Genomic DNA, 13907 nt, shown 5'->3' with positions numbered 1-13907 from the left:
TGAAAGCTAAGCTTGAGTAGCTAAATATTGTTTAATCATATCTACTTTTTGCTGAGCATCCATAAAGTTAGCATCAAAGGAAAGTACCAATTCAAAGGCAGCTAATGCTTCTTGTGGTTGTTCCAACTCAATGTATATGCGCCCTAGATCGTAAGCTGGATAGGTTGTCATATATCTCTGTTCAAATGGCTCCCCTTTGTAGTAGTTATTATTTCGATTTAATTCCAGGCAAGTTTTAAAATATACACTTGCGCCAAGGGGGAATCCTAGTATTTTTAGAGCTGAACCCGTTAAGTAGTTTAATGGTGGATGGTTAGGAAACCATTCAAGTCCTCGCTGACATATTAATCTTACCGTTTCATAGTCTTCCTCTTGGAGGAATTGTGTTCCTAAGATAAACATCAATGAAGGAACAAAGCCAGATTGTTTTGGCACTGTTCCATCCATCAAATCGGGAAGTAACTTATCAAACGCTTCTGCATAGCATTCCTGAGCTTTTTCTATTTGCTGAGTATCACTATACATGCCAGCAAGGCAGTACAAAAGCATAATGCTGAGTCCTTCTTGCTGCCGAATGCTTTCTAAAATTGGAATATTACGGTTAACATTCTTCTGATATATCTGATTAACCCCATATCCATAATGTAAAATTTCTAAGCCATCTAGTTGCCCAATGAGATTATGACTAATAGCTCGACCTTGGTAGGTGAGTTGTTCATGATAACCGCTAACATATCTGAATTCTTCTTTATTCCGGAATAATCTCGGAGTCTGTAACGGAGTCATTCTTTGTGGGCTATCAACATCCGTTAGACTTAAAGAGTAAGCAATGATTTCTGGTGATGAGGTGAGTTGAATTAAAAAATCCTCAGAGGTAACGATCAGTTCTTCATCTGCATCCAAGACTAAAATCCAGTCACCTGTTACTTTAGAGAGTGCATAATTACGAGCCGCTGCAAAATCATTACACCATTCAAAGTATTCAAGTTTGGCTCCAAATTGTTTAGCAATTTCTGGGGTCTCATCTTCAGATCCGGTATCAACTACAACGATTTCACTAACATAAGATTGAGCACTCGCTAAGCATCGTGACAAATTCTCTCTTTCATTCTTTACAATCATACAAAGGGACAAGTTTGTCTTTTTTAATAAATGTTCAGGATGATTCATTTTCTTGATATTGCCCTTAAATTAATTTTGATAAATAATGAAAAATAGAATAATATATTTGGCATTATGCTATTAAAATAAAATAAATTATATTCTTTCTTCTAATCCAAAGTGAATGAGCTATCCATGAAATTTGCTGTATTAATTGTTAGCCTCCCTGATTATGTACACAGTGAAGCATTTCGGGAAATTGGAGAAACTATCCACTACGCTTTATTAGAAATGGGGCATGATTCATTATTAACATCTCAGATTAATATCCCTGCTCGCCAGCATATTATTTTAGGTTCTAATTTGTTACCCTTTTGTAATATAAAAATACCTGTAAATTCTATTATTTATAACTTAGAACAGGTGTCTCCAGATTCACCATGGTTTCAACCTAATATATTAGATATTTTACGGCAATATGTAGTATGGGACTATAGCCAGAGCAATATAGAACAGCTCGCTCGCTTAGGAATTACGTCCGTCCAGCATGTACCTATTGGGTATGTTCCTCAGCTATCTCGAATTCCTAAAGCCGAAGAAGATATTGATGTGCTATTTTACGGCTCGGTAAATGAGCGTCGCTTGTCCATACTCCAGGAACTAAAAGCTCATGGAGTTAAAGTTCATGCTTTATTTGGCGTTTATGGAGCTGAACGAGATTCAATCATTGGTCGTTCAAAGATAGTACTTAATATTCATTTTTATGAAGCCAAAGTTTTTGAAATTGTTCGAGTCTCATACTTACTAGCAAATCAACGGTTTGTTATTTCAGAACGCGGGATAAATGCTAGAGAAGAAGCTGGGTTTGCATCGGGGGTCGTCTTTGCAGATTACGATGATTTAGTAACAACATGTTTAGACTTTTTGTCACGAAATGAAGATAGAACTAGCATTGCTGAAGCTGGATTTAATCTCATGAGTCAACGTATTGAGACAGATTACTTAAAGACTGTTATCGAAGCCTAACTAGGAAACAAGGACGAGACAAAAAGAGATTTTTATTCTCTTAAAAACAGAACTTACGTTCCTGTAAGTCCTGTTTTTGTAAAATCCAGTAATTTAGCGGAGCCTGCCCATTTAGCTTAGCGAATGTTACTTATCTAAGGAAGCACTTGCTGGCAGATACCTTTCAATCAGCCTGCGATACTCGCTCTTTTGTTTCACGCCTTGACTGTTTTCTAACAATTCCTTGTCCTTGAAGAATTGAATAGTTGGCGTCCCCATCACCTGAGCATTCTCGGCAATATCTGGATCTTGGGTAATGTCAATTTCGACAAAGTGAATTTTGCCCTCAAACTCATCGACTACTTTGTTGAGAATTGGCTTAAGCATACGACAAGGAGAGCAGCTTGGTGAGACATATTTTACTACAATCAGGCGATCGCTCTCGTGGAACAACTTCCGCAGCGCATAACCCCCTTCATGCCGTGTTTGGTTAATATTAAAGTCCTCTTCCGGTTTTTCCGAGGTCGCTTCTTCGCTTACTTGTGCTGCTGGTGGAGTTTCAGACGACTGTAACTGCTGATGGTACTCAGTAATCAAGTGATTGACAGAAAGCCAACGTTCTGAGAGCATTGCCGCCATACAACCCGTACCCGCCGCCGTGATTGCCTGACGAAACTCGTGATCTTGGACATCGCCAGCCGCAAAAACCCCTTCTACGCTTGTCTCCACTGACCCCGGTTTGGTGACAATATAACCTACATCATCGAGTTCTAATTGCCCTTCAAATAAGGCGGTATTGGGTTTATGACCGATCGCATAAAATAAACCCTTAACCCGTAAGTCCCGTTCTTCACCCGTTCTCGGATCACGGACTTTCACGCCTGTCATCCGACCATTCTCACCAAACACATCCACTGGCTCAGTATTCCAATGCACTGTAATTTTAGGGTTATTCAAAACCCGATCTTGCATGGTTTTACTTGCCCGCATTTCATCCCGGCGTACCAGTAGGTGGACGTGAGAGCCATACTTCGTTAAATAAACGGCTTCTTCAGCCGCTGAGTCACCACCGCCGACTACCGCAAGTTCCGCAGCGTGAAAAATTGGGGTAGCCCCATCACAAATCGCACAGGCAGAGATGCCACGACTCCAGAACTCTCCTTCACAGGGAAGTCCCAACCGTTTCGCGGTTGCCCCCGTAGCAATTACCAGGCTATGAGTTCTAACCTCGCGTTCTGAGGAACGGACAATAAACGGGCGTTGGCTCAAATCTACAAAGGTGACATCTTCGGTATAGCACTGTGTCCCCCAGCGTTCTGCCTGTGCTTTCATCCGATCCATTAGTTGAGGTCCGGTAATGCCTTCCGGAAAGCCTGGAAAGTTTTCTACTTCCGTCGTGGTCATTAACTGCCCACCAGGAAGCCCTCCAGCTTGAAACCCTTCAAACATCACAGGCTTCAGATTCGCCCGTGCGGCATAGATAGCTGCTGTATATCCAGCAGGGCCAGAGCCGATGATCACTAGATTTTCTACGGTTGGGTTGGACATCAATTAAATAAACTCATAACGACTACACTTTATTAAAGTATAGCATAGCGGCTTTTCAGCCGATTCGGTAGTCGGTTTGCCCTTAGTGTAGGCTGGTGGTAAACCCACCTCATCATCAGGAACAAGCGAGTTATGGATGAACAAGCTTCTGAATTACAAGAAAAAATTCGTCAACAGTTTAACTTTGGTCCTTATCCCAGGATTCCTATTGACCGATCTCCTCAAGAGGAGATCAGCGGGCTTTATATTCATAACTTAGTCACACCTTATTATTTAAGAAATCAAAAATTTATTAATACAGAAAACAAACTTATTTTAGATGCTGGATGTGGTAGCGGTTACAAAGCATTAATCTTAGCTCAAGCCAATCCGGGGGCAAAAGTGGTAGGAATTGATCTTTCAGAAAATTCCCTGGAGTTAGCACGAGAGCGCTTCAAACATCATGGAGTTGAAACAGCAGAATTCCATGTACTTTCTATTTATGATTTACCTCAGCTAGGATTAGAGTTTGACTATATTAATTGCGATGAATTACTTTATCTATTTCCGGAACCAGCCATCGCCTTGCAGGCCATGAAATCAGTGTTAAAACCCCAGGGAATGATTCGCAGCAATCTCCACAGTTCAATACAGCGAGTCGGATTTTTCCGCGCTCAAGAAATTTTTAAAATGATCGGGTTAATGGAGGATAATCCGGAGGATATGGAGATTGAAATTACCTTGGATTTCATGAAAGCTCTGAAGAACGGTGTTGACCTCAAGGTTAAAACTTGGGACTCCAATTATGAAGGAGAAAACCAGAAAGAAGCGGTTTTGATGAATTATTTGTTCCAAGGTGATAAAGGTTACACCATTTCGGAATTATTTACAGCACTAAGAAATGCTGATTTAGAATTTATCAGTATGGTCAACTGGCGACAATGGAAATTAATGGATTTGTTTAGAGAGCCAGATAATTTACCTGTATCTCTCGCCATGATATTGTCAGAGGCTTCTATAGAAGAGCAGCTACGTTTATTTGAACTTTTACATCCCATCCATCGATTATTAGACTTCTGGTGCGGACATCCCGACCAAGCTCAGCCTTTTGTACCGATTGCCGAATGGACAACCGTCGATTGGGAAAACGCCCAAGTTCACTTGCATCCCCAGTTGAGAACCCCCAACACCAAAACTGAACTGGTGAGATGTATTACCCAGTTACAACCGTTTGAAATCAGCAAGTATCTACCCGTCACTGGACAGTCGAGCCTGATCGATAGTAGTATTGCCGCTTGTCTGTTGCCCTTGTGGGAGTCGGCGCAGTTATTTCCTTCTCTGGTGGAACGTTGGCAAAAATTACGCCCGGTCCATCCCGTCACCGGAGAATCAACCACTCCAGAAGAAGCGTTTGACATTGTGAAACAGGCGCTGGCTGGGTTAGAAGAATCCGGGTATATCCTGCTGGAACATTTATCCTAAGCGGATTATGCGGCTCTCAATAAAAATTTTTGCAGGGAGTGATAGGAAAAAGAGAAGAAGTGGGTAAGTTACATCCAGGCGTTATAAACCAAGCATTTACAGAACAGGCCATTAGGATAGGAGAACGAATATGAAGCTGGAATTTCAAGCCAAGTTCCTGCAACACCTGAACAAGAAGAAGTCACAAGAAGGGTTCACGCTGATTGAACTGCTGGTTGTGATTATTATTATTGGGATTCTGGCGGCGATCGCTCTACCATCCCTACTGGGTCAGGTGAATAAAGCCAAGCAATCTGAAGCTAGAAACAATATTGGTGCTTTGAACCGGGCACAACAGGCGACTTACCTGGAATTTGGTACGTTTTCTACGGATACTACACTTTTAGGTGTGGCTGTTGGCGGCGGCGGCAACTACTTGTATACGATTTTGACAAACGATACTAGTCAGGTAGCAAATAACATTGCCAACGCAAACACCAATGTAGCAGACCAATCACCCGGTAAAACGCTGAAAAGCTATTTAGGACTCAATGGTACCGTTCAAGGGAACAATCAAACCAGTGAGGCACTGACGATTGCGGCAGCTTGTGAGAGTACCAAAGTCGGAAATGAAGGCCAGGTTGCTGCACTGCAAACACCGGAATTTGAGACTTCAGGCAGCACCACGATTATGAAGTGTCCGGCTGACTTTAGAAACCTATCCGGTAAGAGGAACTAGGCTATAGAAATTTATCAGGCACAGGTCAGACTATGGGGAGCCTAACCCTCAGTCTTGCCTGCTGATACTAATTTAAGCTGTTTTTTAAGAAGTGAGTAGTCTGAAATTCAAACTACTCACTTAGTTTTTTGGGGGCTTTTGTGATGAATGTTCAATCTGTATCTAACGCTTATCAATGCCTGCTCCAGGGAAATTACAATCAGGCAGCGATGCTCTACGAACAGGCAATTAGCACTGAACCTGAGCTGAAAACTCCCTATTGGTATTTGGGATTGGTGCTATTGTTGCAGGGGCAAGTTGCAGAAGCTCAAACCACTTGGCTGATGGGGATGGTGGAGGGTGAACCCGCTCAGGTTGAGCTGTGGACAGAGGAACTCAGGGCGATCTTAATCCAAGAAGCGACCAGGCGAGAATCTCTGGATGAGCCAGCGATTGCTTTATCCATCCGTCAACAACTGGCGGAAATTTGTCCGAATGATATTAATAACAATTTACGGTTAATTGAACTAGCCATTGAGCAGCAGACTTATACGGGTGATGAGTTAACAGAATTAGGCATCATTGACAGCATTGGTGAGCAACGAGATGCCGTAGACTTAGACCAATTAATGTCAACCTTAAAAAAAATTTTGCAGTATGCGCCATTGCACCCCCCCTCATTAGAGTTAGCAGAGGCTTGTGTGGCTTATGCTCAAACTATAGAGCAGGCTTCGGCGTTAATTAACATCTTACAGAAAGCTGCAATTGAGACTGCCTATATTAAAAAATGCACCCCCATGGGGGTTAGTCTTGCCGAACTAGCGTTACGCCTCGACCCTCAAAACCGAGAGATTTTGTACCATTTAGCTGCACTTTATACTCTGGCAGGTGAATACCCACAGGGTATCGAGACGGCTAAGTTGTGCCATTCCCTTTCCCACGAAGTCCCGGATATTATTTTTGCCAATTACTTACAGCTAAAAGCCTTACTCACGGCTGGCGGAACTTATTGGCAACAAGCCTACCCAATTAATGAGCAACAACAATTACTTCTAAAGTCACTGGTTGAGGAACCTGCAACACAACCAACCCATCTCCAGATTTCACGGCTGTTTAATGCCAATAGCTTTGTTCCCTATCTGGAGGATCAACCCCAAGCCTATTGTGAAATTCGTAACCGAATCGCTCAGTTGTGCCAAACGGCTGTTCAATTGGAAGATCAACAGACTGTTGGGCGATACAAGGAGCGACATGAAAAGCGCCGCCAGTTGGGGAATTTAACCAAACCGCTCAAGATTGGATACTTATCCTATTGTTTCCGATCGCATTCAGTGGGTTGGTTAGCACGATGGGTATTTCAACACCATAATCGCGAACGTTTCGATCTTTATGGCTACTTCGTGATTTGTGACCCCCCGAACGATCCCTTACACCTGTGGTATGTTAACCAGATTCCTAACGTCTTCAAATCCAACAGTTATCGAGAAATTGCCGAGCAGATTTATCAAGATGAAATCGATATTCTTATTGATCTCGATAGCATCACATTGGATACTAGCTGTCTAGTGGTGGCACGAAAACCCGCACCCGTTCAAGTTAGCTGGTTGGGTTGGGATGCCTCTGGCATTCCGGCGATTGATTACTTTCTTGGCGATCCTTATATATTGCCGGAATCGGCTCAAGAGTATTACACCGAAAAAATTTGGCGTTTACCACACACCTATATTGCCGTAGATGGTTTTGAGGTTAATGTACCCACTCTACGCCGTGATCAACTCGATATTCCCAGTGATGCGGTGATTTATTTTAGTTCTCAACGCGGATTTAAACGTCATCCTGATACAGCACGGCTGCAAATGCAGATTCTCAAAGAAGTGCCCAATAGTTACTTTCTGATCAAAGGTGGTGCGGATGAAGAAGCTATTGAAGCTTTCTTTAAGGAATTAGCCGAAGCGGAAGGGGTAGAAAGCGATCGCCTACGATTTCTCCCAGGAGTGTTTTCCGAAGCGACTCACCGTGCTAATTTGGGCATTGCGGATGTGGTACTCGATACTTACCCCTACAATGGCGCGACAACAACTCTAGAAACACTGTGGATGGGTGTTCCCTTGGTGACGCGAGTGGGAGAGCAATTTGCCGCTCGAAACAGCTATACCATGATGATGAATGCAGGCATTACCGAAGGCATTGCTTGGACGGATGAAGAATATGTGGAGTGGGGGATTCGCTTGGGTAAAGATGAATTGCTACGCCAACAAATTGTCTGGAAACTGAGAAAGTCAAGGCAAACCTCACCCTTATGGAATGCCAAACAGTTCACTCGTGACTTGGAAGATGCCTACGAGCAAATGTGGCAAAGATATCTAAATGCAAGTTTTAGCAATTTCCCGTGAGTATGCTACACATTCCATCCTCCCTAACCCTCCCTAAAAAAGGGGGGAGAACAATGAGATCTGTTGCACATACTGGGGAAAATGGTATTAGGAATAGGCGAGGCTGTCATCTGTACCTGTCCAAAGTATGGGATAGAAAGAAGCCAATTGTCCTCTTAGCTGTGCAAGCGCTTGTTGATTTTCATGTTTCAAGACAATTCTCACCGGTATCCGCCGCAGGAGGGCTTGCCACTGAATGGCTTCGAGCTTGCCAATTAACGAAATTTCAAGTTCTTCACTCACCTCTAAATCTGACTCCACCAGCAGCTTCATTACTACGTCTGATAAAATCAGGCCCGCATCCTCGTCTGAAATACCACTAGTATCTATCCACAGAGCCGTTTTAATGTCTGGAGGATGAGTAGCAAAGTGTTTGATTACTTCAGCCAACTCGGAGTATACAGCCTTTTCCGGAGCTTGCCAATTGGGGAAAATAATATAATTGTTTGCCTTAAGATTTAAGGGCTGTAGTGTTGTCTCATCTAAGGCATCCATAACTAAAGTCTGGGGGGTTCCCAGATGAGACTCACTAACACAATCAAAAACAATTGGTTGTGAGAAGTACTCCTCAAACCAAGGCTGCCCTCCTGCAAAATGTCTAAAACGAATTGGTTCTAGACAGGGATTTATTAAGTATTGGTCATAGGGCAAATATTCTCCTTTTACCAGGGTAGTATTTAGACAGTTGGGCAGGATTTCAATATACTGATCTAATTCGTCTTGCCCTAATTCATGTAGCACTTTAATAGCCGCAAGGTTATCTTGCCAGATGTGTTCTTCACAATCCGTTCTATTCCAAACTGCTTCAAAGAATTGCTTACTAAATTGAGTTACTCGAACTACCAAGACACCAGTATTGACCGTGCCGCCAGAGTCAACGGCAAAAGCTATGCTCTTGTTAGTCGTCAACTCTATATCACCACGCACAACAGCAATATCAGCATCCAAAAAAGAGATTAAGTCACCCGAGTTTAGCTCATCTAAAAGCTGTAGAATATAGTGAATTTTTATCCACTTTGGATCTCGATGGGTGACAGCAGTATATTCAGTAATTTCACAATATTCAAAACCGTGGTACTCGGCATACTGTTTGAACCGAGGACTGGAGAGGTATGTAAAGGGAGCTTTCAGCTTTCCTATCCCAACGGAAAATAAGACTTTCGTAACTGGATTCTGCATAACCTTCACGGTATAAGTTTAGAAATTGGAACAGTTTCTGCTCCTGCCTCCCCGATCGCCTCCTGGCTTTCGCACTCTAAGACAATTCGAGCCTTAAGGCGAGGCAAGAGAGCTTGCCATTGAATTTGCCCCAACTTTCCGACCAGGGAAATTACAAATTCCTCAGTAATATCTAAGTCTTCTTGCATGAAAAGATTCATTGCCACGCCAGACAAAAACAGATTAGCATCTTCCTCAGAAATGCTGCTGGTGTCGATTAGCAGGGTAGTACGGCTTCTGTCAGCATGAGTTGCGATCGCAGCGAGTACTCGTTCTAAATCCGAATTCAAGGACTCTTCGGGTTTAGACCAATCTGGGAAAATAATTAAATTTATATCCTTTAGATTTAAACGCAAAAGGGTAGCATCAATTAGAGCTGATCTAACTCTTGTTGCCATATTTGACCATGAGAATTTTCTTGCTTGCTCTAAGCCATTGGCTATTAATGAGTTACGAATCTCAGGCTTTTGGATATCGCAAAGGGCATTTGCAAGTCCATTAACATCATTATCATTTACATACAGAGCAGCTTCCCCGGCTACTTCCGAAATAGAAGCATTGGGGCAAGTAATCACTGGACAACCACAAGCCATAGCCTCCAGTAAAGGCAGCCCAAACCCTTCATATTGTGAGGGGTACACTAAAGCAACAGCCCCCGAATAAGCAACTCTCAATTCTTCATCAGTAAGTTGCAGCATATGGACAACGCTACCCGAGGTATAGTCTCTATACTTAGGTTCTAATACTAAGCCACTGCCTGTACAAACAATCTCAAATCCCTGTTTACTAAAAAGTTGGGCAAAAGCTTTTAGAAATAAAATGGTGTTTTTATAACCGCCACCAGCACCTACTAGGATAAAGTATGGCTTAGTAATTCCATACTTATTTCTGAAATTATTAATTTCTTGAATACTAGCTTGCGAAAAAGGAGCTTTAACGCCAGGGTGTGCAATTGTTATCGACTCTAGAGGAATATTAGGAAAAAACTTTTCCAGATCAACTGCTGTATTGCGAGAGATAGCAATATAGGCACACGCCTGTCGAATTCCATAATGTTTTTCTATCCACATAGGATTGTTAAGATCCCATCCTAGGAACTCTGGAATCAGATCATACGCCATGAATACCGAAGGCGTAGATAGGGGTGTAGTGTAGTAAGTTGAAATAAATAAATCTGCCCCCTCTGCATCACAAACTTGCTGCAACATTTCACGGTCAGCGTCGGTATTGTTGTAGTCATAGAGTGGTACAGCTCGATAGCGAATCCCAGAAATTTTGGGTACCATGCCAGCTCGGTCAAGGACAATAAGATGTTGAGCAAATCCATCTTCTACCCACTCTTCCAGTAATGATCTCCAGACACGAGCAATTCCAGTTTGATAAAGCTGGAAAAATACACCATCAATAATAATTTTCGGTGATGGTTTCTGAAGTACTTTAGCCGCTTCTACCTGGACTTCCTTAGGGGTCAAAAACCGCCAACCTGCGTTGAATTCTTCCCTTTTTGCGATTGGTACAACCCCAATTGATTGGGCCGCATCAACCATCGTGTCATCACCAACCCACGGAAAATATTCACGCAATAAAACCGGAAACTTTGTCTGTACCTGTAAAGCTTCCCAAGATGAAATGGCGTTTTTATAACCATAGTATTGCTCTTTAAAACGCAACTGTTCTGGGGTCGTATAACCAAAGTGTTGAAATACCAAACCAAGCTGTTCTGTCTCTGAATGCAAGAAAGGTGAAATCGATGCTACGTCTCTCCATTCACCATTCGGCAAAGATTCCGCTAATCTGGGCGGTTCATGAGCTAGCCAAACAGCCCCAGGTTTATACCTCCAAGTTCGTAACCACTCCTGGTTCGGATTTTCTCCATAACAGTAACGAGTGCTGATAATTAAATTTCCTCCGACAAAATACCAGCACCAGTAGAAAGCTGCTGTTTTTTCAGGGTTATTGATGAACATCTGTCGTCCAACACATAGTTGTTCAACAGTCCATAGTTCATCTACATCTACCTGCCATAGTAAACATTCCTCCTGAATTTCGGTCAATGGAGCATTCACCATTTCCTGTTTTCCGTTCCAAAAAACTCCGTCTGGCTTGCGGTAAACAGTAACATTGTCAGGATATAGCCGCGATAATTCGTCTAAGTATTCTGAAGTGCCATCATTGCTGCGTCCATTACGATGGAATTGATTAGTAATTTGTCCACCGAGTTGAAGGCTCCAAGCTGTGTCATGCTTCAAGTCGGCTACACCCTCAATAATATGCCAATGCCATTTGAAGGACAGTTGCTTAAAAACTTCAATATGGTAGCGAATAAAGGGTTCACCATTAAGAACTATGGTAAAAAAGTGAATAGGTAATGATTGTGCACTCGTGTACAGACTAGAAACCTTGCGACCACAAGCAAGAGTTGATGAATACTCATGGTTGGTCAGGTAAAATTGAGCTGTGTTGTACCATACTCTTTCCGGCCCAGGCCATGTCTGGACGACATCGTGAAAAGCTATCCATCCTCCCTCTTTCACAAGAGGATATGACAGTTCAAAATCGCGTAATACATCTAAATACTCATGAGAACCATCTATAAAAATAAAATCAATTTTTTTTTCATTCGTCAGTTCACTCCATCGACTTAAAATGTCATGAGACTGACCCTGCAACGGCTCTACATATTGCTCAAGATTATTTTTTTGAATATTCTCTTGCCAAATATCGAAAAAGTTTCGAGCTAAAAAATCGGAGTCATTCCCGTCCCAGGTATCGATGCAAAAGATTTTTCGCTGAGTTCCTACACAGGCATAAGCCATTGCTACTGTAGAACGACCTTTATAGGAGCCAATTTCTACAATTACGGCATCAGTAGGAAGAGATTTTATCTTATTAAAGAGATACTCTTCCTGCCCCGGAACCATGAAACCTTCTATGATTTCAACAGCCGATTTAACAGATTGATAATTAAGGTGTGGATTTGTCTGCCTTTGGAAAACGGCGTAGCCATTACGTACATGAAAGTTTTGAGCAATGAGAGCATAATTTGAATCAGTACAAAGTTTTTTCCAAGTTTGATAGTTTTTAAAGCTATTAATATCATCTAAAGCGATAATTTTAGCTCCGTATACTTCCGCAAATTCAACTTTGCCCGTAAATTCAGAGCCATCTATCAACACCAAGTCGAAATATTCTATATTATTCTCTTCTTTGATTTTTTTAATGCCATTTTCAGAGACGTTATTCTTTTTGACATACTCAATATCCTGGTTCAACCAACCTAGAATTTGTGCTAGAGGATAATGATTTAAATTAGTCGGAATTGTATTATAAAATTCAATGATTTCATTTTTATCAGGAAATTGTTCTATAGAAATAGATGAGATATTGTAACACTTAACAAAAGAATCGGTCTGATAACGTTTTTGTAACTCAGTGAATCTAGTTTTTGAAACTTCCATACAAAATAATATGGGCTGATTTGGGTTGTTTCGTAAGCCCGCTACCAAAGCTTCAGTGCTTCCTTCCCCTGAAGATGAACCTATCTCTAGAACAGTTTTTATATCCTCTTCCTCAGAGATTCTTTTAATAAGAGTATAAAATTCATCATTTTTAATTTCTGGAGGAATTATTTGATCAAGTTTAGAGTTAGACATAGTAACTAGAAAATTGAGTTAAGTAGATTTTCTCTGAAACTGTTAGGCATCTAAACGGGATATGAGTAAAACTCTAATGTCTTACGTCTGAATTTTGACAGCAAATTAGAATAAGCGATTTAAGGCTGAATAGCTTATCTCAGTTGATTTTGTGCTTTTATTCTTAAATTTTAGGAAATACTGTGGTGAAGCTCGATTAACGCCCGCCCTTTTTCTCCGTTGTACCCTCTGTACCAACGCGCTGCTTGATTCCCTCTAGTAGTGCTTTGTATTGAGCATTATCTGGATTGAGCTTAACCAGCTTCTCCATGAGTGGTATTGCTCCCTGAAGATCGTTCATTTGCAGGCGAATCTCCACTAACTTTTGCAAAGCGAACTGATTCTCTGGTTCCCGCTGTAAAACCCGTTCATATCCCTTTTCTATCTCTTTCAGTTGAGAGTTGGGCGATGGGGTAGCTGTCTGAGCATTTTTGGGTGGTTCTTGGAAGCCCTTCATGAATAGCTCAGCCATACCAAATATTGAGGTACCAGCAAAGGCTAAGCCGGAAAGAATAATGAGAAACCGCATCAAAGGTTTCTGAGATGATGTATTTTGAGTCATGCCCTAATCTAAAGTTATGTCAGGTTATGGATCATTGAGCTTTTTGGCTTGTTCATACACCTTGGGGTTCGGTGAAAGAGCTATCTTTAACTTACCCAGTTCATGGCATTTAGCGATCAGGCAAATTCGGTGCTATAGGTAATCAGTGTGACTTAAAGCTTCAACAGTGCTAGCTGAGTCATGCCTGCTGA

General features: G+C 41.8%; 9 protein-coding genes. 4 read left to right on the top strand and 5 right to left on the bottom strand.

Going from position 1 to position 13907, the window contains the following annotated elements:
• Positions 1-6 precede the first annotated feature (6 nt).
• The gene (locus MIC7113_RS33795) at positions 7-1170 is read right to left on the bottom strand and encodes a tetratricopeptide repeat-containing glycosyltransferase family 2 protein (protein ID WP_015184835.1); all 1164 of its coding nucleotides are present in this window, start codon (positions 1168-1170) and stop codon (positions 7-9) included.
• Between the two features lie 126 nt (positions 1171-1296).
• Between MIC7113_RS33795 and MIC7113_RS24225 the strand changes: the two genes are divergently transcribed.
• Complete coding sequence (locus MIC7113_RS24225) at positions 1297-2127, top strand: hypothetical protein (protein ID WP_015184834.1); 831 nt, start codon at positions 1297-1299, stop codon at positions 2125-2127.
• Positions 2128-2253: 126 nt separating this feature from the next.
• Here the strand turns inward: MIC7113_RS24225 and trxB are convergent, their stop codons facing one another.
• On the bottom strand, positions 2254-3654 hold the full coding sequence (gene trxB / locus MIC7113_RS24220; protein WP_015184833.1) for a thioredoxin-disulfide reductase: 1401 nt from the start codon (positions 3652-3654) through the stop codon (positions 2254-2256).
• Positions 3655-3786: 132 nt separating this feature from the next.
• Here trxB and MIC7113_RS24215 point away from each other — a divergent pair, with 132 nt between their 5' ends.
• The 3 genes from MIC7113_RS24215 to MIC7113_RS24205 all read left to right on the top strand — a co-directional run bounded on the left by MIC7113_RS24215 (position 3787) and on the right by MIC7113_RS24205 (position 8205).
• Entirely contained in the window at positions 3787-5115 is a 1329-nt protein-coding gene (locus MIC7113_RS24215) for a class I SAM-dependent methyltransferase (RefSeq protein WP_015184832.1), read from the top strand.
• A 130-nt stretch (positions 5116-5245) separates the two neighbouring features.
• Complete coding sequence (locus MIC7113_RS24210) at positions 5246-5833, top strand: type IV pilin-like G/H family protein (RefSeq protein ID WP_015184831.1); 588 nt, start codon at positions 5246-5248, stop codon at positions 5831-5833.
• Positions 5834-5976: 143 nt separating this feature from the next.
• Positions 5977-8205 carry an O-linked N-acetylglucosamine transferase, SPINDLY family protein gene (locus MIC7113_RS24205; protein WP_015184830.1) on the top strand — a complete coding sequence of 743 codons (2229 nt, stop codon included), beginning with the start codon at positions 5977-5979 and terminating at the stop codon, positions 8203-8205.
• A gap of 87 nt (positions 8206-8292) precedes the next feature.
• Here the strand turns inward: MIC7113_RS24205 and MIC7113_RS24200 are convergent, their stop codons facing one another.
• From MIC7113_RS24200 to MIC7113_RS24190, 3 genes are all read right to left on the bottom strand, one after another.
• Positions 8293-9423, bottom strand: coding sequence for a hypothetical protein (locus tag MIC7113_RS24200; protein ID WP_015184829.1), 1131 nt, complete (start codon positions 9421-9423; stop codon positions 8293-8295).
• Positions 9424-9428: 5 nt separating this feature from the next.
• Positions 9429-13115: a class I SAM-dependent methyltransferase gene (locus tag MIC7113_RS24195; protein WP_015184828.1), complete on the bottom strand. Its 3687-nt coding sequence runs from the start codon at positions 13113-13115 to the stop codon at positions 9429-9431.
• 196 nt (positions 13116-13311) lie between these two features.
• Complete coding sequence (locus MIC7113_RS24190) at positions 13312-13716, bottom strand: tetratricopeptide repeat protein (RefSeq protein WP_015184827.1); 405 nt, start codon at positions 13714-13716, stop codon at positions 13312-13314.
• Positions 13717-13907 lie beyond the last annotated feature (191 nt).

It is taken from the genome of Allocoleopsis franciscana PCC 7113 (assembly GCF_000317515.1).
In the GTDB taxonomy this organism is placed as follows: Bacteria; Cyanobacteriota; Cyanobacteriia; order Cyanobacteriales; family Coleofasciculaceae; genus Allocoleopsis; species Allocoleopsis franciscana.
The sequence above is the reverse complement of the archived record's forward strand: the minus strand, read 5'-3'. Positions and strand labels throughout refer to the sequence as shown.